Annotated in this window: 32 protein-coding genes; 30 read left to right on the plus strand and 2 right to left on the minus strand. The window is 33.4% G+C overall.

Annotated features, from left to right (window positions below; translation table 11 throughout):
• Positions 1 to 64: 64 nt before the first annotated feature.
• The 25 genes from Q0787_RS09075 (at position 65) to Q0787_RS09195 (ending at position 20502) form a co-directional block, all read left to right on the plus strand.
• The gene (locus tag Q0787_RS09075) at positions 65 to 1096 is read left to right on the plus strand and encodes a serine hydrolase (RefSeq protein WP_298902169.1); all 1032 of its coding nucleotides are present in this window, start codon (positions 65 to 67) and stop codon (positions 1094 to 1096) included.
• An 81-nt stretch (positions 1097 to 1177) separates the two neighbouring features.
• Positions 1178 to 1618 (plus strand): MarR family transcriptional regulator, encoded by a 441-nt coding sequence (locus Q0787_RS09080; RefSeq protein ID WP_298902171.1) that lies wholly within the window; start codon positions 1178 to 1180, stop codon positions 1616 to 1618.
• A 4-nt stretch (positions 1619 to 1622) separates the two neighbouring features.
• Entirely contained in the window at positions 1623 to 2960 is a 1338-nt protein-coding gene (locus Q0787_RS09085) for a S41 family peptidase (protein WP_298902172.1), read from the plus strand.
• 204 nt (positions 2961 to 3164) lie between these two features.
• Complete coding sequence (locus tag Q0787_RS09090; RefSeq protein WP_298902177.1) at positions 3165 to 4133, plus strand: hypothetical protein; 969 nt, start codon at positions 3165 to 3167, stop codon at positions 4131 to 4133.
• A gap of 132 nt (positions 4134 to 4265) precedes the next feature.
• Positions 4266 to 4790 (plus strand): hypothetical protein, encoded by a 525-nt coding sequence (locus Q0787_RS09095; RefSeq protein ID WP_298902178.1) that lies wholly within the window; start codon positions 4266 to 4268, stop codon positions 4788 to 4790.
• 243 nt (positions 4791 to 5033) lie between these two features.
• The gene (locus Q0787_RS09100) at positions 5034 to 5492 is read left to right on the plus strand and encodes a tellurite resistance TerB family protein (protein ID WP_298902179.1); all 459 of its coding nucleotides are present in this window, start codon (positions 5034 to 5036) and stop codon (positions 5490 to 5492) included.
• Positions 5493 to 5676: 184 nt separating this feature from the next.
• Positions 5677 to 6639 (plus strand): hypothetical protein, encoded by a 963-nt coding sequence (locus Q0787_RS09105; RefSeq protein WP_298902180.1) that lies wholly within the window; start codon positions 5677 to 5679, stop codon positions 6637 to 6639.
• A 4-nt stretch (positions 6640 to 6643) separates the two neighbouring features.
• Positions 6644 to 7762, plus strand: coding sequence for an aminotransferase class I/II-fold pyridoxal phosphate-dependent enzyme (locus Q0787_RS09110; protein WP_298902181.1), 1119 nt, complete (start codon positions 6644 to 6646; stop codon positions 7760 to 7762).
• A 130-nt stretch (positions 7763 to 7892) separates the two neighbouring features.
• Positions 7893 to 8234, plus strand: a complete 342-nt coding sequence (locus Q0787_RS09115; RefSeq protein ID WP_298902182.1) for a hypothetical protein — start codon at positions 7893 to 7895, stop codon at positions 8232 to 8234.
• Between the two features lie 239 nt (positions 8235 to 8473).
• Positions 8474 to 9592 carry a serine hydrolase gene (locus Q0787_RS09120; protein ID WP_298902183.1) on the plus strand — a complete coding sequence of 373 codons (1119 nt, stop codon included), beginning with the start codon at positions 8474 to 8476 and terminating at the stop codon, positions 9590 to 9592.
• A 73-nt stretch (positions 9593 to 9665) separates the two neighbouring features.
• Entirely contained in the window at positions 9666 to 11117 is a 1452-nt protein-coding gene (locus tag Q0787_RS09125) for a TlpA disulfide reductase family protein (RefSeq protein ID WP_298902184.1), read from the plus strand.
• A 154-nt stretch (positions 11118 to 11271) separates the two neighbouring features.
• A complete protein-coding gene (locus Q0787_RS09130; RefSeq protein WP_298902186.1) occupies positions 11272 to 11868 on the plus strand; it encodes a hypothetical protein in 597 nt (198 codons plus the stop codon).
• A gap of 166 nt (positions 11869 to 12034) precedes the next feature.
• Complete coding sequence (locus Q0787_RS09135; RefSeq protein WP_298902187.1) at positions 12035 to 12688, plus strand: hypothetical protein; 654 nt, start codon at positions 12035 to 12037, stop codon at positions 12686 to 12688.
• A gap of 159 nt (positions 12689 to 12847) precedes the next feature.
• Positions 12848 to 14227 carry an endonuclease gene (locus Q0787_RS09140; RefSeq protein ID WP_298902188.1) on the plus strand — a complete coding sequence of 460 codons (1380 nt, stop codon included), beginning with the start codon at positions 12848 to 12850 and terminating at the stop codon, positions 14225 to 14227.
• 143 nt (positions 14228 to 14370) lie between these two features.
• Entirely contained in the window at positions 14371 to 14784 is a 414-nt protein-coding gene (locus Q0787_RS09145) for an immunity 22 family protein (RefSeq protein ID WP_298902189.1), read from the plus strand.
• 23 nt (positions 14785 to 14807) lie between these two features.
• Entirely contained in the window at positions 14808 to 15278 is a 471-nt protein-coding gene (locus Q0787_RS09150) for a VOC family protein (RefSeq protein WP_298902190.1), read from the plus strand.
• A 100-nt stretch (positions 15279 to 15378) separates the two neighbouring features.
• Positions 15379 to 15555, plus strand: a complete 177-nt coding sequence (locus tag Q0787_RS09155) for a hypothetical protein (RefSeq protein ID WP_298902191.1) — start codon at positions 15379 to 15381, stop codon at positions 15553 to 15555.
• 173 nt (positions 15556 to 15728) lie between these two features.
• On the plus strand, positions 15729 to 16256 hold the full coding sequence (locus Q0787_RS09160; RefSeq protein ID WP_298902192.1) for a hypothetical protein: 528 nt from the start codon (positions 15729 to 15731) through the stop codon (positions 16254 to 16256).
• Between the two features lie 14 nt (positions 16257 to 16270).
• Positions 16271 to 16687, plus strand: a complete 417-nt coding sequence (locus tag Q0787_RS09165; protein ID WP_298902193.1) for a helix-turn-helix transcriptional regulator — start codon at positions 16271 to 16273, stop codon at positions 16685 to 16687.
• A gap of 61 nt (positions 16688 to 16748) precedes the next feature.
• Entirely contained in the window at positions 16749 to 17165 is a 417-nt protein-coding gene (locus Q0787_RS09170) for a VOC family protein (RefSeq protein WP_298902194.1), read from the plus strand.
• Positions 17162 to 17497, plus strand: coding sequence for a hypothetical protein (locus Q0787_RS09175; protein WP_298902195.1), 336 nt, complete (start codon positions 17162 to 17164; stop codon positions 17495 to 17497). The genes Q0787_RS09170 and Q0787_RS09175 overlap by 4 nt, the downstream gene beginning before the upstream one ends.
• A 5-nt stretch (positions 17498 to 17502) precedes the next feature.
• On the plus strand, positions 17503 to 17952 hold the full coding sequence (locus tag Q0787_RS09180) for an SRPBCC family protein (protein WP_298902196.1): 450 nt from the start codon (positions 17503 to 17505) through the stop codon (positions 17950 to 17952).
• A gap of 150 nt (positions 17953 to 18102) precedes the next feature.
• Positions 18103 to 18984, plus strand: a complete 882-nt coding sequence (locus Q0787_RS09185; protein WP_298902197.1) for a cyanophycinase — start codon at positions 18103 to 18105, stop codon at positions 18982 to 18984.
• Positions 18985 to 19050: 66 nt separating this feature from the next.
• Complete coding sequence (locus Q0787_RS09190) at positions 19051 to 19788, plus strand: hypothetical protein (protein ID WP_298902198.1); 738 nt, start codon at positions 19051 to 19053, stop codon at positions 19786 to 19788.
• A 186-nt stretch (positions 19789 to 19974) separates the two neighbouring features.
• On the plus strand, positions 19975 to 20502 hold the full coding sequence (locus Q0787_RS09195; RefSeq protein WP_298902199.1) for a GNAT family protein: 528 nt from the start codon (positions 19975 to 19977) through the stop codon (positions 20500 to 20502).
• 140 nt (positions 20503 to 20642) lie between these two features.
• Here Q0787_RS09195 and Q0787_RS09200 read toward each other — a convergent pair whose 3' ends face one another.
• Together Q0787_RS09200 and Q0787_RS09205 are read right to left on the minus strand one after the other, a co-directional pair.
• A complete protein-coding gene (locus Q0787_RS09200; protein WP_366915883.1) occupies positions 20643 to 20858 on the minus strand; it encodes a cold shock domain-containing protein in 216 nt (71 codons plus the stop codon).
• A 57-nt stretch (positions 20859 to 20915) separates the two neighbouring features.
• Positions 20916 to 21779, minus strand: coding sequence for an RNA polymerase sigma factor RpoD/SigA (locus Q0787_RS09205; RefSeq protein ID WP_298902200.1), 864 nt, complete (start codon positions 21777 to 21779; stop codon positions 20916 to 20918).
• A gap of 549 nt (positions 21780 to 22328) precedes the next feature.
• On the opposite strand from Q0787_RS09205, the gene Q0787_RS09210 reads away from it, so the two are divergent.
• The 5 genes from Q0787_RS09210 (at position 22329) to Q0787_RS09230 (ending at position 25241) form a co-directional block, all read left to right on the plus strand.
• Positions 22329 to 22637, plus strand: coding sequence for an antibiotic biosynthesis monooxygenase (locus Q0787_RS09210; RefSeq protein ID WP_298902201.1), 309 nt, complete (start codon positions 22329 to 22331; stop codon positions 22635 to 22637).
• Positions 22638 to 22664: 27 nt separating this feature from the next.
• A complete protein-coding gene (locus Q0787_RS09215; RefSeq protein WP_298902202.1) occupies positions 22665 to 23426 on the plus strand; it encodes a class I SAM-dependent methyltransferase in 762 nt (253 codons plus the stop codon).
• Positions 23427 to 23513: 87 nt separating this feature from the next.
• Complete coding sequence (locus Q0787_RS09220; RefSeq protein ID WP_298902203.1) at positions 23514 to 23804, plus strand: YdhR family protein; 291 nt, start codon at positions 23514 to 23516, stop codon at positions 23802 to 23804.
• A gap of 51 nt (positions 23805 to 23855) precedes the next feature.
• Positions 23856 to 24266: a hypothetical protein gene (locus Q0787_RS09225; protein ID WP_298902204.1), complete on the plus strand. Its 411-nt coding sequence runs from the start codon at positions 23856 to 23858 to the stop codon at positions 24264 to 24266.
• 114 nt (positions 24267 to 24380) lie between these two features.
• Complete coding sequence (locus Q0787_RS09230; RefSeq protein WP_298902206.1) at positions 24381 to 25241, plus strand: alpha/beta hydrolase; 861 nt, start codon at positions 24381 to 24383, stop codon at positions 25239 to 25241.
• Positions 25242 to 25344 lie beyond the last annotated feature (103 nt).

The raw sequence follows: 25344 nt of genomic DNA on the forward strand, positions 1-25344 counted from the left end.
TTGCTACTTTGCACATGTTAATGTTAATCTTAAACTAACAGACACATTAAAAGTTCGTATCGTAATGAATAAACGAAAAAAAACAATAATAATTCGAATAGTTCTATTTGTTGGAACAATAACCTCATTGTTTTTTGTGCCATGGCTACTAGTAAAGGCATGGATTCTTCCTCTACCAAATACGATTCAAGAACAGTTAGATGAGGCCATTAATCATGGGTTTGATGGAATAATCGTTTATGTTGACCAAGCAAACAAAGCTCCTCAATATTTTGCTTCTGGTTGGCATAATCGAGAATCTAAAATACCTGCCAAACCAGACGCACTATTTAAAATTGCAAGTATTAGTAAACTATATGATGCTGTGGCAGTTACCAAATTGGTAAATTCTGGCAAACTGTCATTAGATAAATCAATTGCTGATTATCTTCCCGATTTGGTTGGAAGGATTCAAAATGCCGAAAACATCACTTTGAGATTACTGATACAGCATAGAAGCGGTATTCCTAATTTTACTGATGCTCCAAATTTTTGGGCGACTCCATCCCAAACCTTTGAAGAAAGTCTTGAGCTAATTTTGGATAAACCAGCCAATTTCGAGCCCAATGAAGACTATGAGTACTGCAACACCAATTACCTTTTAATTAATAAGATAATGGATGACGCTCTCGGCTACGATAACTTTCAATTCATTGAAAAAGAAATTCTAATACCACTAAACCTGAACAACACTTACAGCTCTTTAAATAATGTAAACTTAGACCATGTTATGAGCGGCTATCATGTAGGGCACCCTTTTGATTTAAAAGAAGATGAGCATGGCATGCTCGCCACTGCAGAGAATGTAGGGACATTCCTAAGAGCATTAAATGACGGGTCCATATTTAAGCCAGACGAAAAGGACATATACACGTCCATTTATGAGTATGAACATGCAGGTTGGGTACCAGGATACCAGAGTTTTGCAAAATATTATAAAGACATTGATGCCGTTGTTATAGCATTTTACAGCACAACAGATTCTAAACTTTACAATTGGAACTTATCCGAAATCATAAATAATAGAATTAGAAAAATAATTAAAACTAAAAACTAAAGAGACTATAAACTTAAAAAAAACTTAAATCGTTTTTATATAATTGATATATCAATTATATTTGTATCAAATATATAATATATGGACTTACCCCTTCCGTCAGAGACAATATTTCATGTCATAGAAAGTAGCATTAAGGAATATCGAAAATTTGCACAGAGGAACATTTCCAACAAAATAAAAGACATGACCATTGACCAGGGCATGTTACTCCTCTTTCTAAATAAATATCCAGACCTAACTCAAAACGAAATTGCCGAACTGGTATTTAAAGACAACGCATCAATGACACGAATGATCAATACAATGGTTCAGAAAAAATACCTGAAACGCTCAATGAATCCTGAAGACAGAAGGCGTTACAAAATAGAAATCACAAACAAAGGAAAGGACGTATTGGAAACGCTTCCTCCCATAATTCACCACAACAGAAAATCATCATTAAAAGGAATATCAAAAAACGAACTTAATCAATTGGAAATCATTTTGAGTAAAATCAGAACCAATTGCATAAAAATATAACACTATGAAAGCTATAATCAAATTTGCTGCAATCACAGTTACATTTTCAATACTACTCACCTCTCCGCTAAATGCCCAGCAAAATGCTGAACCATTAACACCCAAAGAGCATCAAACTGTTGTTGACTCTATATCTAGTAAACTAAACGCAAACTATGTTTTCCCCGAGGTTGCCAAGAAAATGGCCTCAAGTATTGAATTGAAACTTAAGGATGGCGATTATAAATCCATCCTAGATCCTCAGGAATTTGCCAACACTTTAACTACAGATCTTCGGGCAATCAGTAAGGATAAACATATAAGAGTCACTTTTGCTCCAGGGAGAATAGCCGAGCAACAACAGACCGTTACTGCCGAAGATAGTATTGCTTATTTGAATCGCTATATCAACAATATGAAACGCAACAACTTTGGCTTTAAGGAAGTGAAAATTATGGCTGGCAATATTGGTTATTTGGATCTTCGAAGTTTTTCTGATGTAGAATATGCTGGAGAAACGGCAGTATCTGCCATGAACTTTTTGAGTAATACAGATGCGATTATTATCGACCTTCGGAATAACGGAGGAGGAAGTCCTGCAATGATCCAGCTTATAACGAGTTACCTCTTTGGAAGTAACCCAGTTCATTTGAATAATTTCTATTGGCGTCCATCAGATCGAAATTCTCAAACCTGGACCCTACCACATGTGAGCGGTACGCGCAGTCCAGATACTCCCGTTTACGTATTAACTAGTGGCGGAACTTTTTCGGCAGCGGAAGAGTTTAGCTATAATTTAAAGCATCTAGAGCGTGCTACTCTGGTAGGCGAAACTACTGGTGGTGGAGCACATCCTGGTGGTTCTGTTGTCGCTACGGACAGATTTATGGTTTGGGTTCCAACAGGAAGAGCAATTAACCCCATTACTAATACCAATTGGGAAGGTACTGGCGTGAGCCCACATATTGAGACACCCGCTATTGACGCATTAGATGTAGCCTATATGGAAGCTCTAGAATTACTTAGTAAAAATAACAAGGACGAAGGCCTAAAGGCGTTTTACGAATGGCCACTCGCCGAACTAAGGTTAAAAACGAATCCAGTGACCTTAGATGCTAAGACATTAGAAAAATTCGCTGGAATTTATGGGCCACGTGTTGTGACTTTCGAGAAAGGTAAATTATTCTATCAACGCGGTCGAGGGACGAAATATGAATTAATTCCTTATAGTAACAATGAATTTATGTTAAATGGCCTGGACAGCTTTAGAATACGATTTTTGAACGAAGGGAACGCCATAACTGCCCTGCAAGGCTTGTATGATAATGGAGGCACCGATAGAAATGCAAAAGTGAAGGACTAAATACTCTTTATTGGTTTATCAATAGTTCGGAATTAAAAATGACCATATTAGATTCCTCTTTACATATTAGAAAATGCTGACATAACAGATTGTTCTTTTTATGCAGCAGAGGCATTACTCGAATAAACTGATTGCTAAAATCTGGGGAGTGTCCTTAGATTCGTCCCCTTTTGTTATCTTAGTTGCTCATTGAAACAAACGATAATGAAAACACCTTCTCAGCTATTCCTCTTAATCATTCTGGCCCTTTTCAGTATAAAATCCTTTTCACAGAAACAGATTGAACATTACGAGCCAATAAAAACGGATAGTCTGAGAGTTGGACCAGGAGATGCAGATTTCGTACCATTAATCCAAAGCGGTTATACACTGATGCTTCCAGAACATAAGACGATTAAAGGCACACTCATTTTTCTAGAGGATTCAGGATACGACAAAAAAAACATGAACGCAAAGCTAATTTATGATCAGGCTTCTGAAAAAGGTTTTGCTGTGCTATCTGTGTCTACCGAAATTCCATTCGACTTTTACTTTTCTAAGGCATCAATGCAGTCTACACATCATCACATTCGTGAAGTCTTTGTCAAGCATAAGTTGCCAAATAAAAATGTTTTCTTTTTAGGGGCAAGTTTAGTAGGTCATAGAGCTATGAGATATATTAAATTTATGAAGGAAGGCAACCATGAATTTAAGGTCAATATTGAAGGCATTGTCCTTTGTAACTTCACGCTAGATTGGACAAGAAAATGGTATCAACATAAACGCGATATAAGAATCAACAAGATTAGTCTCTGGGAACCAAAGTTTATAAACTATATGTTGGAAACTCATTTAAAAGGCACACCCAAAACTGCGCCAGAACAGTATCACAATTTCTCTTCATATAGCTATTTTGACGAAAAAAATCAAAATATCAAGTTATACAAAACCTATGCTATAAGAGCTTATATAGAACCTGCTATAAAATATAGATTAACGAAATACCTCAGAACATTATATGAAAACAATGCTACCGATATTGTTGGGTTTTTAGCCGAACTAGAACTTGCTGGAAACAAAAATACTGAGTTAATTGTTTTGAATCCGCCACAAAAGAAGTTTGTCCAATCAACTTGGTATACATTAGATAAAGATGACCTCATAGATTGGATTCAAAAGCAAACGAAAAAGTAAAAATTATCTGGAAAGAAAATTAGGAACAGAACTTCCAGAGAAGACCGCTGCCTAATTGAAAATTACCATTCACTCATTTAGAGTTTCTAAACAATTAAACAAGGAATAGATTTGAAAATAAATCTAAACAAAATGAAACAACTTGGATTAATACTATTGACTTTACTTCTGAATCATAATTTGACTTTTTCGCAAACCAAATCTGAAATTGATTCATTACTCAACGCAATTACCAAAACAGAGACCTCAAAAGACATAATAAAAACAGTGCAAGCCAAAAGAATAATTAATTTTGGAGAAAAATCTTTGCTTACACTTTCAGGTTTTTTTACCGATTCTACACGAACTCAAGTTAAATCAGAATGTCATAATCGCAATATAACAAAAGGGGAAATCGCTATTATTTTGGCCGATAGAATTGAAGTAATGCCATACTATACTGTTACCCAAATTCAGAATTGCTTGTTGACTTATTGCGCAAATAATCCAAATAAAATTGAATATTATTTAGGTATAAATAACTATCTAAATAACAACGAATTTAAGGAAAGGTACATTTCATGGTTATTTAGTAAAGACAGATTGAAACGTGTAAGAGGAAAAAAACGAAAGAAACGAAAACGTATACTATCTGAATGGAAAAATTCTAGCAAATAATAGCGTCTAGCCCAATTATGACGGCTTTAACTTCGTCTAGCTCTATACGAAATTGCTAATCCTAGTGTTAATCCGAAAAACATTAACTTTAATCTCATAACTCATGGTCATACGAGACCATTAGCGTCACTCTGAGAAATGAAATATTTACAATATATAATGCTAATGATTTTTGCGACAAGTAAATAATGCAACTTTAAGTCATAAAAATCATATTTTTAACAAAAATATAAATACACAAAAATGGGGCTATTTGATCAATTCATAAAAAAGACACAAGACGTTATTTACAAACCGCATTCAGATTTAGAGGCTTGGATTGGAATTCTATATGCTTGTATGTCCTCGGATAATGTTGTAAGCGATGTGGAAATCGATGCACTGTCTAGAATGATAGTTCATAAGCAAAAATTCTCGGGTGTAGATATTTCACCACTTTATAACTCTGTTGTAGAAGCAAAACTAAAAATTGGTGGTATTGGTTTAGTTGAAGCGTGCTCTGAATTTATAAACGAAAGCGATAAAGACACATTATTTTCTATGGCTATTGAAATCGTCTTAGCCGATGGTATTATTAAAAAAGATGAAGAAAAAGTAATAGAACTTATAGCCGACCGCATGAAAATTAATCCAGAATTGGTTGGGAAAATAATACAGGTGATGTTGATTAGGAATCGTGGCAATGTCGTCATTGTTGATTAGAACAATAACCTATCTTAATTTTAAAAGAAACCGTTCAGAAAATATTATTATATTTGCCCTAGGAGAATTTTAGACACTGTATTTAGTGTTGAGCTTATTTTTATCATTAGAGAAGATTTTGGAAAATAAGTTTCATTCTTGCACAACTATAGTGCTACTCTAATAAAATTAATATTTTATTAGAATGACTACAAAAGTACCATTAGTTTTATCCTTATCTCAAATTACAAGTACATTAGAGACCTTAGATTTAATTCCTTTAATAGAGGAAGGATTTATCGCACTGTCCTCTAATAAAGCTATTGTCCCACCAGTAGGTGAACTACTATTTGAAAATCCTAAAGGCGAGTCTCATATTAAATATGGTTATATCCTCAATCAGCCCTATTTTGTCATAAAAATAGCATCTGGTTTTTATGAGAATCCAAGACTTGGATTAAAATCTAGTCAAGGTGTCATGTTAGTCTTTAGCCAACACACAGGAGTTCTTGAGGCAATTTTGTTAGACGAAGGACATCTTACAGACATTCGTACGGCTATCGCAAGCATGATAACCTTAAAACACTTAGCACCTAAACACCATACTAAAATCGGAGTTATTGGCACAGGCATACAGGCTAAACTTCAATTAAAATACCTTAATACAGTAAGTGCTTGCAAAGAGATAGTTGTTTGGGGTAGAACAACAGAAAATGTAAATGCATTCAAAAATTATTTTAAAGATTCAGGTTATAACATTACAATAGCGTCTTCCATACAAGAATTGGCAGACAGCTGCAACATTATTATTACCACAACACCAACAACGCAACCATTATTACTGGCGTCACAGATAAAAAAAGGCACACATATAACGGCAATAGGTGCTGACACTCCAGAAAAAATAGAACTGGAATCTGCTATCATAAAAAAAGCAGACATTATCGTTTCAGATAGCATTGCACAATCTAAAACTAGAGGCGAAATTTTTAAAGCAAGACAAGACAATTGCTTACCAAAAGATAAACTTATTGAATTAGGACATCTTATAAAAAATCCAGAATTAGGTAGACAAAATAACGACCAAATAACAATAGCCGATTTAACTGGTGTTGCAGTGCAAGACATTATGATTGCCACAGCCATAATTAACAACAACAAAATTTAACATCATGAATATTAGAACTTTTGACCTCGAACGCATTCAATCTTTATATGAAAATACGGTTCCAATTAATTTAACCGAAAGTGGGTTTCATCCATATACGCTTGAAGAACTATTAACTCCAGACCAAATAAAAATGATCACTTCTACAGTTTTAGGGTATGGACAAACCAATGGTTCTATTCCGCTAAGACAAATCATTTCTCAGCTATACCCAAATTGTAATGAGGATAATATTTTAGTAACCAATGGTTCTGCCGAAGCTAATTTTATTGCCTGTCATACCATTTTAAAACCAGGAGACGAAGTCGTAATGATGGTGCCAAACTACATGCAAATATGGGGTATTGTTGAAGAAATGGGATGCACACCTAAAAAATTTCATTTAAAAGAAGAACATAACTGGAAACCCGATTTAGAAGAATTAGAATCTAAAATGAATTCTAAAACTAATATGATCGCTTTATGCAACCCTAACAATCCAACTGGATACGTACTAAGATTAGAAGAAATGAAAGCCATCGTTAACATTGCAAAAAAGTATGACGTATGGATTTATTGTGATGAAGTTTATAAAGGAGCCGATCTAGACAACGTCGAAAAACCGAGCTTTTATGGCATGTATGATAAAGTTATGGTGAATGGCGGACTTTCCAAGGCTTATGCACTTCCAGGTTTACGTTTAGGTTGGCTTGTTGGACCAGAAAAGTTAATAGCAAACACATGGGCATACCACGATTACACATCAATAACTGCAGGCATATTAAGCCATAAAATTGGTGAAATCGTATTGCAACCAGAAAAAAGAAAAGAGGTTCTAAGAAGAAATATTTCCATGCTTAACGAAAATCTTAAAATAACTCAAGAATGGACTGAAAAACATGGTGATTCATTAGAGTTTGTCCCGCCTAAAGCAGGTGGTATGGTTTTTATAAAATATAAATATCCCATTAATTCTACCGAATTATCAGATTGGTTACGTTTGGAAAAAGGAGTCTTTATTTTAGCTGGAGATGTGTATGGTATGGATAAGCATTTTAGAATAGGTATAGGCGCTGAAAAGAAAGAACTCATCAAAGGTTATGAGATCCTTAGTAATGCACTAAACGAACGATTTAATGTTTAACAGTGTTACATCTAATTCATTGGTACCACTCGCCTACTTATGAAAACGCTCGAAGGCTTTCTATGTGGTTTGTATTTGCTAAATTAGTTGTCCAAACCTATGGACAACATAGATCAGGTAATTTAAACAAATGGAACTTCAAGAATGTAACTTAAACATCAGATATGATTTACCCAAAGAGATTTGGGACAAAGTTCCTTTAGTTTATGAAAAAATGGAAGGCTGGATTGGATTCGGAAAAGATGGAAAAGGAGAAAACGGAATCCCTTATTGGTTTAGTTACAACGACAACGAAAAGTCAATTTTTGCTTCGGTTGAACCAAGCGGACTCCATTTTGTTGCTAGAATGGAATTAAATGAATGGTTGAAATGGAAGTCTGATGTAAAAAAGGTGGTTACTCAAATTTTGAAATTTAAAGTTGGAGAAATTGAAGAAGGTGATGTTGGGCATGACATTGAATGGATTAAATAAAACATAAATATGGGTGCTAGCGAAGTACCTGATTAACTACTTACCTCATAATATCATAATACACAAAACGGCCAGTCATATCAGACCATAAACGCGTACATTAAAGTCAGTTTACAAAAAACCATCCTCTACATTTGTAGAATGTATATTTTATTCTACATTTGTAGAGTAATGAAATTGATGACCTTTCGGCAACTTTTCATTTCAGTACCTAAGATCACTCTTATACCAATTAAATAATGAAAAGAACGTTATTATTCGCAGCCACACTAACACTATTTACTTGCAATGCACCTATCACTAAAAATGAGGAGCTAAAGCCAACTAAAGCCGAAATCATATCACAGTTTACAGCATTGGTAGAAAACGACCTGAAAGACGATAATATTGAGGGAAGCATTTCACTTGCAATCATTCATAATGATTCAATTTTGGCATTGGAATCTTATGGACCCTCAAATTTGAATACACTTTTTAGGATAGGTTCAATTTCGAAGTCATTCGCTGGGTTTTTAATGCTTCAGCTCCAGCAAGATGGTGTCATCGATATAAATGACCCTGTTGAAAACTATTTACCAGAAATTAAATCTTTAGTTGACTATGATAAATACGAGCCTATTACTATAAAACAATTGGCAGCGCATACTTCCGGAATAGATAGAGAATCTAGAAGTCGGGATGAAAACGTACGCTTTGGAACTATTAATGATTGGGAAAACAACCTTATTAAAGCATTACCAGAAACTTCCTTTCGCTCAAAACCTGGAGAAAGATTTGGATATTCAAACATTGGATTTGCTATTTTAGGTTTGACACTTTCAAAAGCTGCCAATAGGCCTTATATCGAATTGGTCCGAGACAAGATTTTCAAATCTTTAGAAATGAACAATACATATTTTAATATTCCTGAAAATCAAAAGAACAACTTAGCAAAAGGCATGGCTGGCGGACCAACTGCCGAACTAAATTACGAAAGACCTAAACGCGAACAGACTGAGGTTGGATACAGAATACCAAATGGTGGTATCTACTCTACTCCTGGCGACATGGTTAAGTTTATGCTAGCGTGCATGGGCTATTCAAAACTTTTAAATGAACAAAGTATTGAAATACTACAAACAACACAAACCCCTACAACCAGATTAAGATCTAACTATAGTTTTGGCTTTGACTTATATTCAGACCAAGGTATACATACAGTTGGACATGGAGGATCGAATGCTGGATATTCTGCCCATTTCGAATATGAAAAAAATAGCAATTATGGCATAATATTAATGAGAAACTACAATTTCGGAAATACAAATTTAGATTTGAGGTCGAATGCTCTACTTCGGAAATTAAGCCTTATAGAATAAATTGCTTTTAATGTTCGTACCTTATTACCAACAAACCCAAAAAACTAAAAACAAACGAATTACATACAAACTGATGAAAAATATACTACTATTATTTTTACTGCTGTCCCTTTTAGCTTGTCAAGAAGAACAGAAAAACAGCATTACAGAGATTTCAATTGCTAAAAATGAAACCATTGAAAAAAGAAATGAAGTTGTTATTAGTGTAAATGATACGATAAGCTCATTTTTTATAAATCTTTTTGTTGATGACCTGCAAGACAAACCTGATATGTTGTATCTAGGAAAAAAAGAGCAGAAAACATCGGTTGTTATTCCAACTCAAAATGCAATCAGGATAATAGGTGGTGATCCATTTATTTCACTTTTTTATGAACTAAAACTTCAAAAAGGAGATAGCCTGCTCATTGATGTGCTAGATATATCCATTAACAAGTCCACAAAAGCAAAGTACCCTGTTTTCAGTATATCGAATAGTGATAAAACATGGAGCGAAATCAATTTTGATTATTTATTATACACTTACAACATTGAGAAGAGTGCAATAGTAGTAGATGATGGGCAAAACTTTCGAAACAATAGTTATGATTACGATAAAATTTATCAAAATGCAATCAAACTATTAGATAGCTTAAAGGCAAGTAATAGTATTTCGAATGCGTTTCACTCAACAAATAAAATCAATCAAAAATTGAAATTTGCCACCTCAAAACTAAGAGAAGCGAGGTATCATAAAACAGAAATCGATATTGATGACTTAGGTGTTGAACTCAACAATGAAGCCTTATTTACTAACATAAATTACATCGGGTTTTTAAGAGCGTTAATTCTCTATAAATATTTCAATAAAAACAAAAGAGTTTTAAATTCTGTTCTATTCGACTTCATTGCCAACAATGAAACCTTTTTAAGGAACGACACTAAGAACGTTATGTTGGATGCTTACCTCAAGAGTATTTTTTTCATTGAGAAATCAAAATTTAAAAAGTATCTAAAAACGTTCAATACTATAAACACAAATGAAGAACTAAAAAACAAATGGAAGGATGTACTACATAAACAAGAACTAAACACCGATAAGCTCAACAAAACAGATAGAAATATTGGTGTTTTAACCAATCTTGTGAATGAAAATGAATTAACTTTTGAAGAGGTTCTTTTAAATTATAAAGGCAAGGTAGTTCTTGTTGATTTCTGGGCAAGTTGGTGTTCGCCCTGCCGAAAAGAAATGCCTTATTTAAAAGATTTAAAATCAAAGTTTGATGAAGATAAACTTAAAATCATTGAGATTTCAATTGACAAAGATTATGCGGCTTGGGTAAGAGCATCCGAATTAGAAAATCTTTCAAAAGAAAAAGATAATTATATCATTTCAAATTGGGAAAAATCGAGTCTATACAAGACCTATAAAATTAAGACCATTCCAAGGTACTTGCTTTTTGGAAAAGATGGAAAAATAATTAATGACAATGCACCAAGGCCAAGCGAAACAGAACTTATAAAATTAATAAAGACCAGCTTATAAGACAATATCCCGTATTAATACCTGAAATACAATCGAGTAATTCTGCGCTAAAATGATATAAGACAATTTCATTTATTGAAGTTAATTAATAAACAACGGCAGATTCTGAAAAGCCAATTCAACAGAGTAAGAACATTATTTAATTCAAGTCAAAATGAAAACAGTTCAGATTAAAATTTCTTCAGAAGAGCTTGCTAGTCTAAAAGGAAATGGCTACAAGCTATGTTTTGCTAAGAAAGTAGGAGATAATTCATACAATGTAGTATGGCATGCCTTTGATAATTATCTTTCTCAAAATACATTTAGTTGGACGCCTCAATATCAATTATTTGGAACACATACGTTCCAAGCTAACATTAGAGTTCAGGCACAAACAAATATTGTTTCTATTGGTTTAGGGCAATCATCTACATTAAACTCAAGCGGAATGCTAGAAAGCCCAATATCTGGAGGTCCTAGCAATGCGATAACAATAGAAAATAATTATGGTCCTATTCATCCTGGACTTAATCAAACAGCAACAGGTATAGATGGAAGAATCTCATCCGATCCAATTTATGTAGCTCAAAAAGAAGCCACGCCAGGAGCAACACCTATGATTCCAGTAGAAAATATACTAGTTTGGTTTCAAAAACATATAGAAACTTCAACAATGATTTCTTCAATTATTGGAACTCCTACTGAAATAGATCTTACAGGGACCAATTCGGCAACTAGACTTTATTCCAATGGTAAATGGACAACTGAGTAATAACTGCACAAGGTCATCCTAGACAAGACCTACACAACTATACGCACACCAATATATTGAGTGTAATTTAGAAAAATCAATACTAACCTTTAGGATTTCTCAAAAATTGAGGATTCTATTGATACAAATACAATAAAATCTTACTTCATTAAAATTATAAGGTTGTATGTTTCAATTAGACATCATTTTCGAACTTAAAGACTTAGAGATATTTAAGTCAAAGTATGCTACGATTGTAGTTGCGAAACCTACCTTAGTGGTAGAAAATACTGGAAGAAAAACTTCAACGGTTGTATGGCAACTCATCACACCATTTGAAGCAAATTTAATCGAATTTGACGAAGTTCTTGGCGTTTATGCCGCAAAAGAAACCACAAGATATGATGTTGTAGACATCCTCACCAAAACTAAAACCCCTTCACTTCCTAACCAGCTCTATACACTTACAAATAACGGAGAGATAACGATAAACAATCCAACTGAAAGTGAAGCAGCATCTTACTCTGGATATGCGTTTAAAAATAACTATTCGCATGAGCCTAGTATGACTATGGGTTTGTATCAAAGTGCAATTGTTAATGGGTCAACCATAAAAAACAATATTATATCTGCTAACACAGCAGTATTTAAAAGCGTAATGCTCATGATACCATCTACTAACTTAACAATTTGGACAAATGTGGAATCATTAAAAACTAATGAAATTATAGATATAAAGGAAATATCTGCCATTCCCACTGTAATCGAATTTGATAAAAATTCTAGTCGAAGAGTTTGCAAATACAATGCGCAACTAAATACATTTGTCTTAGTCACATAAATATTAGCTTTGAAAGTAAAAACGTAAACAAACCAGCAAATACATTACAACAAAAATCCTAATAATCAGATAATTGTGTCTAAAATATATCGTAACTTTATACATATCCCTATTAGAATAATTAATAGCATAATATAAACAACTTAAATCATTGTAATTATGCCGTTCTATCCTGCACTCAAAATTAGTGCTTCAAACTCTAGTCAACAAAAAGCTAAGAAAAAGCGCACTGCTCAACGTATTAAAAATCTCAAAAAAGCGCTCATAGATCATTTTAAGGAGTCTTCCGTTGGAGATAATCCATCAGAATCTGTTAGAATAGCGACTTGGAATTTAAGGGAGTATGGTGGTTCTAAATATAACGGGCGCGATTATGAATGTGTCTATTTCATTGCTGAAATAATATCTCATTTCGATTTAGTGGCCCTACAGGAAATTAGAATTGATACCGACGACTATGATGATTTTGATAACCTTTTGAGAATTCTCGGTCCGAGTTGGTCATTCATAGCAACAGATGTCACCGATGGTAGCGCAGGAAACAAAGAACGAATGGTCTTTTTGTACAACCGCAAAAAAGTATTTTTCAAGAATATAGCTGGCGAACTTACATTGAAAGAAGGCGGCAAAATTAAGGCTCACTTTGGAGAACGTATAAAACTAGAACAAGGGTTAAAATTAAAACTACCAACGGGTAGCGATCTTTCGGGGATCTATGGAGCAAGATTGAAAACGTTAGGCGGACAAAAGAAACTCGATGCAGATTTAGAAATCCCTTTGCCAAACAAAACACTATTAGAACTTCCTGAAGGCACACATTTAACACTAGTCAAAAACACAGTAGTCACCAGCCCAGGAAGAGGAAAAGCCAACGTAACCATACCAAATACTATTTCAGGAGATGATTATAGACTGCGCTTTATGAACAATATTTTTGATGACTCGCTTAGGCAATTTGCTAGAACACCATTTCTAATATCCTTTCAAGCAGGATGGCTTAAATTAAACCTCTGTACAGTACACATTTATTATGGAGATGACGGCAAAAGAAAATTAGAACAGCGTAGAAGTGAAATAGAAATGCTTACCAAAGCTCTAGCTAACAAGGCCAAAACAGAATTTAAACAAGATAAAGAAGCGTTTATGGGTGTTTTAGGTGATTTCAATATTGTTGGTAAAGGACATCCTACTATGGAGGCTTTAGAGTCAAACGGTTTTGTAATTCCCGAGGCCTTAAAATCAATTCCTGGTAGCAATGTAAAAAAGGACAGAGCCTATGACCAAATAGCCTTCTGGAATCCAAAAAGAAACACAGAATACGCCAAATTAGACGTTATGGGTGCTAATGTATTTGACTTTTTTGAGCATGTATTTAAGAAAGAGGATGAAGCAACTTATAGAGCCGAAAATAATAATGGGCTAAAAGACAAGACCTCTTTTAATGATTGGCGTACTTATAAAATGTCTGACCATTTACCAATGTGGATCGAATTGCGAACCGATTTCGGGAAGGAATACCTCGATAATGTTACAGACTAAAAATTAGAACATCTCATCTCTTAGTCAACGATAAATTTTATTCATTGTTTCGGAATTTGCTATCTTGTTTCTGCAATCGGAACATTATACTATTGTTTTCGAAATAAACCTTGAACCAAAACATTGCAACTATTTAAGAATAGATGAATAAAAAAATCATTTGTGTTTGGATTGGAACTTTTGAATCCGAAGATAAACTCTACAAAGACTATCTGAGTTTTAACTATGAAAATGACGACGAACCCGAATCTAAATTTGCGAAAGATTCTGGGTTGGGCTATTACGACGAGGATTTTATGGAAAGCTGGTGGTTTAACACGCTCGAATTAAATGAATTAGTGCAATACAGAGATGACTTACCCGATACCGAATACTTTTTTGATGAACTTATTATGGAATTAGAAAAACACGATTTATCAAATCGGAATTCTATTTCATTTTTATTTGGAGAATATGGAGAACATATAACCAATGAAATGCTATTTGAATACAACGGAATGCACATAAATAGTAAGCAAATTGAATTCGTTTTTAAGAAAGAATATGAACCAAAATAAGACCAACCAAAACAGAAATTGAGATGATAAAAGGACTTTATGAAACACATTTATTTGTTGAGAATCTTGAACGCTCGGTTGAATTTTATTCGAAAACGCTCGGATTAAAACTTTGTCGTTTTGGTACAGAATGTAGAACAGCCTTTTTTTGGATTGGAAAAGACAAACAGTTTATGCTTGGCTTATGGGAAAAGCCAAAAGAGGAAATTGACATTCGGCATTTCGCCTTCGAATGCGAGCCTGAGTGGGTTTTAAATGAATCTGTTGATTTCCTTAAATCCCGAAATTTAAAATGTTGGAATTTTTTGGATAATGAAAAAGAACAACCAATGGTATTTTGTTGGATGCCTGCAATATCTATATATTTTAATGATCCAGATGGACACGACCTTGAGTTTATTGGGATATTACCTGGAAAAACCAAATCTGACAAAGAAAAACGCGTAGTTACATATAAAGAATGGCTCAAAATAAAAGAGGACCAAGAGTTTTAAAGCCAAATATTAATGTGCTTTATTCTTTTTTGCTAACTTACCTCACATACAACCAGATGCCAATCATTGTTGAACACATAGACTATTTTAAAATTTATTAATGAGGTATTTAAAAATGACTTTCGTTAGAATTGTTTTAAGTTTTTTTGCTGCTGGTGCCGCAAAGGAATTAATAATTGCAAACACAAATCGTGAATCTATACCAGTAATCTTTACTATTTTGTTTATGGGGCTTTTTTATTATGGCTTAACACTTTATGTAAACAATAGAAGATAACACTTAGGCTTAATTTAAAAACTGAATATAACACCTTAGTACATAGTACTAACCACAACCACACGTCCTCACTCCTATCCTATTCTGAAAATTTGTCAAATTTTACTTGAGTTCGTTTTCTTTTATTAACTTAGTTCCTCGACAATATAAATGCCTTGTGTGTCATTGATAAAATGAGTTTTATAACGGGATATCAAACTAAATTTGTTTCTAATTCAATTAATTTGAACTTTGATCCTTCAGAGATTTGGGACGAAATAACGGACGTTATGGTGGCCAAATTTAAATTTCCTTTTCTTTTCAAACTCTTTGGAATACCAAAACCATTGTCTGCTGAAGTTATTAAAAAAGGAATAGGCGGTTATCGTATAGCTGTTTTTTCAAACAATGAGCAATTTCAGCAAGAGATTTTAGAATGGGATGTTAATAAGGCGTACAGATTTAAATTTAATCCAACCCAAAACTTTAAAGTGGGTCATTTTATGAATTTATCAAATGGACCTTTTCAAATTCAAACTGGCGGATATCAACTTTTAAAAACCGAAAACGGTATTGATTTAATATTGTCAAGCAATTACAAACTGAAGGGCTATTTTGGGAGTTTTATGCATGTTCCATTTCGTTTGGTGGTTTACGCTTTTCAACGTTATTTATTAAAAGGTATAAAAGAAAATCTTAGAAATAACATAACACATCATTAAAAAACATAAGCAACATGTCTATTCCAAGAATTTATGTTTACAAACAAATTATAGAAGCTAAGCTATTTATAGACGCCAACTTTCGAGAAAAAATTGACCTCGAGTTAATTGCAAATCAAGCCTGTTTTTCAAAGTTTCATTTTCATAGACTCTTTAAAACGTGTTATCATAAAACACCACTTGAATATCTAACTTATCTGAGGCTCAATGAAGCAAAAACTCTCTTATCTAAAGGGGTATCAACGCAAGAAGTCTGCTGCTCTATTGGTTTCGAAAGTACAAGTTCATTTATTAAATTATTTAAAAAAAAGGAACTTATGACACCCTTAGAGTTTTCAGAAATGAAAAAAAACAATAGCAAAAAAATAGAGCAAAATCCCTTAAATTATATCCCAACAGATTTTGCTCAATATTTGGGTTGGAAAACCTAAATAGCAAGAATCAACAATTCAAAAACAAATAAAGTACATTACTTTGTTTATATAAACAGATATGATTAGCAAACTTTCACATAGCAGTATTTTTGTCCTTGATCAAGAAAGCGCTCGCGATTTTTATGTTAACAAATTAGGTTTCAACGTCGTAATGGACGTTCCCGTTGGCGACAAAGGAAGTTGGCTAACCGTTAGACCACAAAACCAAACGGAGTTAGAAATAACGTTAATTCCCATTAATACAGGTTTAATGTTTGTTGGTAAAATTGCTTCTCAACTCTCTCAATTGGTTGAAAAAGGAGCATTCGGATTTGGGATTTTCGAGTGTACGGATATTTATGCAACCTATGAAGAATTAAAAAAGAAAGGTGTAGAATTTATAAAAGCACCTAAGCCTGGTGTATCTGGTATAGAAGCCATGTTTAAAGATGACTCTGGAAATTGGTTTTCGTTAGTTCAAAAAATTAAAGAATGAAAGACACTCAAAAACAATACGATCTATTAATTGAATCTCATCCTAAAATTGAAAGAAAAGGAAAAACTATGCCTTATACTTCTGTAAACGGACATATGTTCTCTTTTTTATCTAAAGACGGAACAATGGGATTAAGGCTTTCTGCCGATGACAGAGCGGATTTTATCCAAACATTCAACACCAAATTAATGGAACAACATGGACGAATAATGAAGGAATATGTGTCTGTTCCCGACACTTTACTTACAGATCTTGAAACATTGTCAAAATACTTAGACAAAAGTTTTAGCTACACTTCTGGGCTAAAACCAAAACCAACCAAAAAGAAATAAACATCATGAAATATACCTGTAGTGTTGAGATAGACTTACCTATTGACGAAGTTGTTACTCTCTGGAACAATGAAAACCACTTTAAAAAATGGCAAGATGGTTTTGAGAGCATTGAACATTTGGAGGGCACACCACATACCGCTGGAGCAAAATCTAAAATTACTCTTAGTGGAAAACAAAAAATAGAACTCATTGAAACGATTATTTCATCCAATTTGCCCAAGGAAAAACTTGCATTGTACGAGCATATTCACATGACAAATACCCAGTCTTCTCGTTTTGAAGACCTTGGGAATTCTAAAACTCTATATACTTCAATTGTAGAGTATACAAAGTTTAACGGGTTTATGATTAAGCTAATGGCTAAGCTATTTCCGAGTAAATTTAAAGCACAAAGTCAGAAATGGATGAACCAATTCAAGGCATTCGCAGAAGGAACTAAAACAAATAGCTAGATAAAAACGGGCCTAAAGAGTTACTTCTAAACCCCTTATCACGAACTTCTAGCATTTCTTAGCAAGAAGTTTCTCTTTATTTTCTAACTTAGTTCTAAGTAACACATCTAAAATTATAGAGATGTAATAGAATGTTTTGAACAAAATACTATGCTAAGACTAACTCTACCTATTCTAATTTTTGCCATACTCTTTTTACCAAAAAATAGCAATGCCCAAGACAAAACAATAACTACTGGAAACAAAAATGGAACACTTATAGCTATTGGCGGCGGAAAAATTGCCGATACTAATATTATGAAAGAATTCCGCAATCTAGCGGGAGGCGATTCGGCTAAAATAGTGGTCATACCTACCGCATTTGTTAGGAATAATAAGATAGATACAACTTTACTAAAAACTAATTTCAAAAAATACGGTATTAGCAATTTCACCGTTTTACACACAAGTGATCCTGCTATGGCCAATACAGACGATTTTGTTAAACCCATCAAAGAAGCAACTGGTATCTATTTTACTGGCGGGAGACATTGGCGTCTCGCAGACAGTTATTTAAATACTAAAGCGCACGAAGAAATGTTAAAGTTATTAGACAGAGGTGGCGTTATTGCAGGTTCCTCCGCTGGTGCAACCATTCAGGGCTCATATCTAGCAAGAGGAGACACAAAAAGCAATCAGATTATGATGGGAGACCATGAAGTTGGATTCGGATTTATTTCAAATGTCACCATTGATCAGCACGTCTTAACCAGAAACAGACAATTTGATATGTTCACAATTCTTAAGCATAAACCTGAACTTTTAGGTATTGGAATTGATGAGAGCACTGCTGTTATTATTAAAGGCGATATTCTTGAAGTTATAGGAAAAAGCTATGTCCTCATCTATGACCAATCATTTTGGTCTGTTGAGGGTTCTGATTTATATGAGGAATGGCCTCAAAAGGAACTACCTGGCAAAGATCAGTTGTTCTATTTTCTTAAAAGTGGAGATAAATATAACTTAAGGGAAAGAAAGGTAATCTGGAAATAGAGTATTCATAACGCTTGCATATCACATGTGAGCAGGTTCGTAATATCTTTAGAAAATTATAAACTCATGCTATTTAGACTATTCAAAAGTTTAGACGATAAAGTAAAGGAAGATAGAGACCAACTCATTGCTAGATTAAAATCTTCAGACATCCGCACTTTAATAAGAGAAATGGGAAACAATGATCCAATTTCAAATAACATCGTAAAAAAACAAAAACGAGATATGTCTTTTGGAAGTGAAGACTCTCCCAGTTGGTTCGCCTATAGAGTTTCCGACGAATTAAAAGACCCAAATTTGAAACCTCAACTGATGCAATTATTAAATGATTCTGAATTTATTGACAATAAACAATATGTTTACCGCTGCCTTAGTAGTTTATGTGTTAATACCAACGATTTTGAGTTGTTCGATTTTCTGCTTTCAGAATTAAAACTAATAGATCACGAGGAAGTTGTTACAACTATTTTGAGTAGGTTTCGTGAATTAAAAAAACCGCAACATTTAAATATCGATTATCTAAAGTATTTAGTCGTTAATGGTACCTACCAGAATAGAATTGATGCCTTAGGTGCTTTGCAGAATTCTGAGCATACAGACATAGAAGATGTGTTAATAAAAGGATTTAAGCTAAGCGACAAGCATACTAAAGGGATGATTTGTGCTACGCTTAGAACGACCGGAACCGAAAAATGCTTCGACGTTTTAAAAGCAGAGCTTAAGAGAACACGAAGCAATAGTCTAAAGTATTATATCGAAAGTGCTATTGAACACATAAATTCTAGAAAAAAAGGCAACGGCTAACCTCTATATCATCAATTGCGTAGTTTGTATTCGTGTGAGCTTACCAAAGCAACCCAATAGCATCAAAACGCTACAGCTACTCTCTGGGTTCATTTTCTTTTGTTAACTTAGTTCTTGCCAAGGTAAGACATGAGCCAAATGAACGCGCACAATTGCTATAAACAAACACTTTCAACTAAACATTAAATGGAAATTCAAATTCGAAAACTGAGTCCTAACGAATCTAATTCCTATAGGCATATTCGTTTAGAGTGTTTAAAGAACTATCCCGAGTATTTCACAACAGATTATCAATATGAAATCCTAAAGGAAAGGTTATTTTTTCAGCCATTCATAGAACAATCCGATGCGAATAATTTTGTTATTGGTGCATTTAGTAATAACAACTTAATTGGCATTTCAGGATTTAAGAGGAATGAAAGAAGAAAAGCAAGCCATGGAGGTATAATTATTCAAGTCTATGTAAATCCTGAATATCAAGGAAAAAGCATTGGCTCAAATATGATAAAAGCAACCCTAAACGAAGCCTTTACATTAGATGGTATCGAACAGATAGAAATTGGTGTCATAGCAATCAATGAAAATGCTGAAAACATTTATAAGAAAATTGGATTTCAGGAATTTGGATTACAAAAGAATTTTTTGAAAATTAACGACAAGTACTACGATCATAGAATGTTGATGATTTTTAAAAACGAATATCTGAATCAATAAAGCGATTTAAAAGGCTTATACTAGAATATATTGTATACAACGCATAATGAGTTATTGAAATTAACTTGCTATCATGGAATCTCACTATAAACAAAAAACCATCTTAGCAGATGGTTTTTATTACTTTTTAGTGGTGCGTATTAAACCACACTTACCTTAACAGCGTTCATTCCTTTATCGCCTTGTTCTACATCGAACATTACACTATCGTTCTCTTTTATTTGATCAATAAGGTTTGATTTATGGACAAATATTTCTTCTTCAGTATCGTTAATTGTTATAAAACCAAATCCTTTAGAATTGTTAAAAAATTTTACTTTACCTTCTTTCATAATATTTACTTTATTAGTATTCATTAATTTATTTATAAATGCTTTAATCATCTTTTTGTGTTTTAATTAATAATTATTTTTTTATCCCAAATACTTTATTAATAGTTGAGACTTGTTTGAATTTTTAATTCTGAAAATTGCAGACTCTTTAATTTGTCTAACGCGCTCTCGTGAAATTCCAAATAAATCACCTATTTCCAACAAGCTCATCGAAGACTGAAAGCCAATGCCATAGTGGAGTTTAATGATATCTGCATCCCTTTCTGAAAGTGAGTTAAGCACAGCTTCTATGTCTGTTTGGAGTGAGTCTAATAATAAAACTCCATCAGGCTGTGGAAACACATCTTTAATAATAATATTGTGCATATTAAGGTCTGTTTCTGGAGATAAAGGAGCATCCATAGAAACCTTATGCGTCGAACTTTTCATACAAATTTCCACCTCTTCAACAGGTACATTAATAATATCAGAAATTTCATATGATGTTGGTTTACGACCATGCGTTTGCTCAAAAAATGCTATTGATTTTGTTATTTTAGTTACAACACCAATCTTGTTTAAAGGCAACCTAATTAGTCTTGATTTTTCCGATAAAGATTGCACTATGCCTTGCCTAATCCACCAAACTGCGTATGATATAAATTTGAACCCACGGGTTTCATCAAATCGCTTGCCCGCTTTTAATAAACCTAAATTACCTTCATTAATTAAATCTGGAAGCGATAAGCCTCTATTTTGATACTGCTTCGCAACTGAAACAACGAATCTTAAATTCGCATTTGTGAGTTCATTTAACGCCTGTGTATTACCAGCTTTAATTTGCACCGCCAGCTCAACTTCCCTTTCTAATGATATTAAACTAATTTTACTAATGTCACTTAAGTACTTATTAAGCGACTCCTCATTTCTAATAGTAATTTGCTCAATTATTTTAAGTGATTTCATTTAAAAAACAAAGTTTTATTCAATCGTCAAAATAATAATGAGACATCATTCTTTCTAAGGATCTATGGGTTAAAAAAGTAGCAGTTGACTACAAAAATAGCCTAGTAAGGAAGTAGGTCATGAAGAGACATCATTACTAAATAATTTAGTATACAAACTGTGTAAAGAAACACTTTATAATTGGGATAACACGAGTTTATCTCTTTTATTTTCAGAAAACAACAAAGTAGTTTAAACTTCATTGAGCAATCTTATCTGTTTTAAAATCAAAATGATAAAGATTTTTAGAACAGTTTGGGGAGCAAGATAAAGTATGTTACAGTACAAATTATAAATTGACCCATTTAGAAACCGAAGCAAACACAAAGTAGAACATTGAGTAATCACGTAGACTTCAATAATAGAGTCTAACAGTTGTAACACGAACCCAGTAAATGATGTTAGCTAAGTCAAATAGATACCTTCTGCCTCGTTTTCTTTTACTAACTTAGTTTCTGGAGAGCGTAAATATCCGTAAACGGATACGTTAGTCGGAAAAACCTAACTGATATGATAGCACGAATCTGGAAAGGAAAAACTCAGCTTAAACATTTAGAAGCATATACAGCGTTTATGAAATCTAGAGCAATACCTGATTACAAAAAAACTAATGGTTTTATTAAACTCATATTTCTTAAACGAACAGATAATGACTTTGCTTATTTCGAATTATTGACATTTTGGAAAAATATGGAAGCGATAAAAAATTTCGCTGGAGACGATTTCGAAAGAGCAAAATACTATCCAGAAGACAAAAATTACCTTATTGATTTTCCAGAAAAAGTCACGCATTATCAGGTGTTTGCGCAAGAGCACTAATTTTTAATTAACGAATTGAAACACAAAATGAATAACGATTATAAAGTTGGAGATTTAATTTATGATGCAAATATTTATGATGGGATGAATACCAATCTGTCAGATTTGCAATTTTACAAACGATGGATATCCAAAAAAACAAATGGTCGAATCCTTGAGCTTTGTTGTGGCACTGGTAGGCTCACACTGCCTATTGCAAAGGCAGGACATCATATTACTGGAGTAGATTACACGGCTTCTATGCTTAATAAAGCAAAGACAAAGGCCTCTAAAGAAGGGTTAGAAATTGAATTTATTGAAGCCGATATTAGAACCTTAGATCTATCAGAAACATACGATCTCATTTTTATTCCGTTTAATTCAATTCATCATCTCTATGAAAATGATGATCTATTTAAAGCGCTTAATGTTGTTAAAAAGCATCTCAAAGCAGACGGTTTATTTCTATTAGATTGTTTTAATCCGAACATCCAGTTTATTGTTGAAGCTGAAAAGGAACAAAAAGAAATTTCTAAATACACCGCCAAAGACGGAAGGAACATTCTGATAAAACAAACTATGCGCTATGAGAGTGCTACTCAAATTAATCGTATAGAATGGCATTATTTTATAAATGGCAAGTTTGATTCGATTCAAAACTTAGATATGAGATTGTTTTTCCCGCAAGAATTAGATTCATACCTAGAACATCAAGGGTTTGAGGTTATTAATAAATTTGGGAGTTTTGAAGAAGACTCATTCAATGATCATTCTGACAAGCAGATATTGGTTTGTAAAAATGCGTTATAACGACTGTCCTAATAAAAATGAGGGAAATGAAAACAATAACAGGATTTCCCATAGATAATTATAAAAAAACTAAATAAACGAAACGTCATGATTCTACAGATTATCAAATTAAAGTCTAAACTTTCAGAAGACGAATTATTAAATAGAGCGAAAAAACGAGAACCTCAATTCGAGGTTATTCCTGGTCTTGTCCAAAAGTATTACGTAAAAACGGGTCAACCTCAAGAATATGGTGGCATCTACGTATGGGAATCACAAGAATCGCTCAATGCTTATCTAAAGTCAGATTTAGCAAAAAGTATTCCTGGGGCTTATGAAATTATTGAAGCCCCAAATATCGAGATTATGGATATTCTTTTTCGATTAAGAACTAAATAGTACTAGACATTGCGAATATAAATAGTTCAAATCTGAATCAAAAAACGAAGAATGAAATTCTATAAACCTCTTTTTTCTATAATTTTAATCAGTATTCAATTACTGCTATCTCTAAAAGAACATTATAAACTTGAGGAATGGCGAAAAGAAAATCCAGTCCTCGATGGTATTGTCCATATAGTGATAACCTATGACTCCTTATTTTTATTTGTTTTGATTATAGGAATTTATGAAATCACCATCAAACCAAGTTGGTTTAAAACAGTAATTAGATGTTTTTTAGCAAGCATTATTTTAGGAACCGCATTTTCAGATTTTATTCCAATCGATGATTTTTATTCTGGCGTTTATAATACAGCCTGGTTCTCTTCTGTAGTAGCTATTCTGCTTATTTTAATCCGTATCGTAAAGTTTGCTTTTGAAAAAAGAATTACTAAAAAATCACATACAGCAAATAACTAGCAAGAACTAGTTTCGGCATACCCAAAACCCAGATACAGGATTCCTGTGGTTCATTTTCTTTTTACTAACTTAGTTCTAGGCAATTCACAAAGACACAAACCCTAATACTTAGTCATGCAAGAAACCATTCAAATTAAGATTAATGATTTAATATTCGATTGTCGAACCGATGGTAATAAAGACAATGAACTCGTGATATTATTACATGGCTTTCCTGAAACGTCATACATGTGGAAGCAACTCATGTCGAGATTTTCTGAAAAAGGATTTTATTGTGTTGCACCCAATTTAAGAGGATATAGTAAAAATGCATGCCCTAAAGGAAAAAAGCACTACAGTTTAGACCAATTATCTAAAGACGTTTTGAACATTTCTAGATATCTAAACACATCGAAGTTTCATCTTGTTGGCCATGATTGGGGAGCGGCTATTGGCTGGAAACTGGTACATGACTATCAAGACAACATTTTAAGTTGGACAGGAATCTCTGTACCTCACCTTCAAGCATTCGGTAAGGCAATTGTTGTAGATCCAGAACAAATTAAAATGAGCCAATATATAAAGAACTTCCAGTTGCCATTTCTTCCTGAAATACAAATTAGAAAACATGACTTTAAAGTATTTAAAAAACTCTGGAAACATAGCAAATCAGACGAAATAGACGATTATTTGAGCGTATTCCGGAATCCAAAACAACTTACCGCTGCGTTAAATTATTATCGTGGTAATTATAAATTATTAAAGACAGCAGCAAAAAAGCAAATACTTGGAGATATTGAGGTTCCAACCTTATTTATTTGGGGAAATAAAGACCTTGCGATAGGCTCCTTTTCTGTCGATGAAAGCCATCAATATATGAGAAGTGATTACGAGTTTATCGAATTAGATGCTGGACATTGGTTAATACAAACAAATTATCAGGAATTAAATGAGGCCATTACTAAACACCTAAATAGAAATAGACGCCAACAATAATACGGTCACATGCTTGTTTTTGATTAACCTTAGCTGGAAAATCTTCTAAATTCACTTAAGAGATTCGTGTCTTTTTACTACCTTACTCCTTTACCGTTTTAAA

The sequence above is a fragment of the uncultured Psychroserpens sp. genome, from assembly GCF_947492715.1.
Taxonomy (GTDB): domain Bacteria; phylum Bacteroidota; class Bacteroidia; order Flavobacteriales; family Flavobacteriaceae; genus Psychroserpens.

Coding starts and splice junctions, on each gene's coding strand:
- Q0787_RS09210 (WP_298902201.1), top strand. CDS start 22,329: ATGATAGCACGAATCTGGAAAGGAAAAACTCAGCTTAAACATTTAGAA.
- Q0787_RS09135 (WP_298902187.1), top strand. CDS start 12,035: ATGTTTCAATTAGACATCATTTTCGAACTTAAAGACTTAGAGATATTT.
- Q0787_RS09160 (WP_298902192.1), top strand. CDS start 15,729: ATGAGTTTTATAACGGGATATCAAACTAAATTTGTTTCTAATTCAATT.
- Q0787_RS09220 (WP_298902203.1), top strand. CDS start 23,514: ATGATTCTACAGATTATCAAATTAAAGTCTAAACTTTCAGAAGACGAA.
- Q0787_RS09150 (WP_298902190.1), top strand. CDS start 14,808: ATGATAAAAGGACTTTATGAAACACATTTATTTGTTGAGAATCTTGAA.
- Q0787_RS09225 (WP_298902204.1), top strand. CDS start 23,856: ATGAAATTCTATAAACCTCTTTTTTCTATAATTTTAATCAGTATTCAA.
- Q0787_RS09190 (WP_298902198.1), top strand. CDS start 19,051: ATGCTATTTAGACTATTCAAAAGTTTAGACGATAAAGTAAAGGAAGAT.
- Q0787_RS09130 (WP_298902186.1), top strand. CDS start 11,272: ATGAAAACAGTTCAGATTAAAATTTCTTCAGAAGAGCTTGCTAGTCTA.
- Q0787_RS09090 (WP_298902177.1), top strand. CDS start 3,165: ATGAAAACACCTTCTCAGCTATTCCTCTTAATCATTCTGGCCCTTTTC.
- Q0787_RS09120 (WP_298902183.1), top strand. CDS start 8,474: ATGAAAAGAACGTTATTATTCGCAGCCACACTAACACTATTTACTTGC.
- Q0787_RS09215 (WP_298902202.1), top strand. CDS start 22,665: ATGAATAACGATTATAAAGTTGGAGATTTAATTTATGATGCAAATATT.
- Q0787_RS09125 (WP_298902184.1), top strand. CDS start 9,666: ATGAAAAATATACTACTATTATTTTTACTGCTGTCCCTTTTAGCTTGT.
- Q0787_RS09075 (WP_298902169.1), top strand. CDS start 65: ATGAATAAACGAAAAAAAACAATAATAATTCGAATAGTTCTATTTGTT.
- Q0787_RS09145 (WP_298902189.1), top strand. CDS start 14,371: ATGAATAAAAAAATCATTTGTGTTTGGATTGGAACTTTTGAATCCGAA.
- Q0787_RS09180 (WP_298902196.1), top strand. CDS start 17,503: ATGAAATATACCTGTAGTGTTGAGATAGACTTACCTATTGACGAAGTT.
- Q0787_RS09095 (WP_298902178.1), top strand. CDS start 4,266: ATGAAACAACTTGGATTAATACTATTGACTTTACTTCTGAATCATAAT.
- Q0787_RS09085 (WP_298902172.1), top strand. CDS start 1,623: ATGAAAGCTATAATCAAATTTGCTGCAATCACAGTTACATTTTCAATA.
- Q0787_RS09205 (WP_298902200.1), bottom strand. CDS start 21,779: ATGAAATCACTTAAAATAATTGAGCAAATTACTATTAGAAATGAGGAG.
- Q0787_RS09230 (WP_298902206.1), top strand. CDS start 24,381: ATGCAAGAAACCATTCAAATTAAGATTAATGATTTAATATTCGATTGT.
- Q0787_RS09155 (WP_298902191.1), top strand. CDS start 15,379: ATGAGGTATTTAAAAATGACTTTCGTTAGAATTGTTTTAAGTTTTTTT.
- Q0787_RS09185 (WP_298902197.1), top strand. CDS start 18,103: ATGCTAAGACTAACTCTACCTATTCTAATTTTTGCCATACTCTTTTTA.
- Q0787_RS09110 (WP_298902181.1), top strand. CDS start 6,644: ATGAATATTAGAACTTTTGACCTCGAACGCATTCAATCTTTATATGAA.
- Q0787_RS09080 (WP_298902171.1), top strand. CDS start 1,178: ATGGACTTACCCCTTCCGTCAGAGACAATATTTCATGTCATAGAAAGT.
- Q0787_RS09195 (WP_298902199.1), top strand. CDS start 19,975: ATGGAAATTCAAATTCGAAAACTGAGTCCTAACGAATCTAATTCCTAT.
- Q0787_RS09115 (WP_298902182.1), top strand. CDS start 7,893: ATGGAACTTCAAGAATGTAACTTAAACATCAGATATGATTTACCCAAA.
- Q0787_RS09140 (WP_298902188.1), top strand. CDS start 12,848: ATGCCGTTCTATCCTGCACTCAAAATTAGTGCTTCAAACTCTAGTCAA.
- Q0787_RS09100 (WP_298902179.1), top strand. CDS start 5,034: ATGGGGCTATTTGATCAATTCATAAAAAAGACACAAGACGTTATTTAC.
- Q0787_RS09105 (WP_298902180.1), top strand. CDS start 5,677: ATGACTACAAAAGTACCATTAGTTTTATCCTTATCTCAAATTACAAGT.
- Q0787_RS09170 (WP_298902194.1), top strand. CDS start 16,749: ATGATTAGCAAACTTTCACATAGCAGTATTTTTGTCCTTGATCAAGAA.
- Q0787_RS09165 (WP_298902193.1), top strand. CDS start 16,271: ATGTCTATTCCAAGAATTTATGTTTACAAACAAATTATAGAAGCTAAG.
- Q0787_RS09175 (WP_298902195.1), top strand. CDS start 17,162: ATGAAAGACACTCAAAAACAATACGATCTATTAATTGAATCTCATCCT.
- Q0787_RS09200 (WP_366915883.1), bottom strand. CDS start 20,858: ATGAATACTAATAAAGTAAATATTATGAAAGAAGGTAAAGTAAAATTT.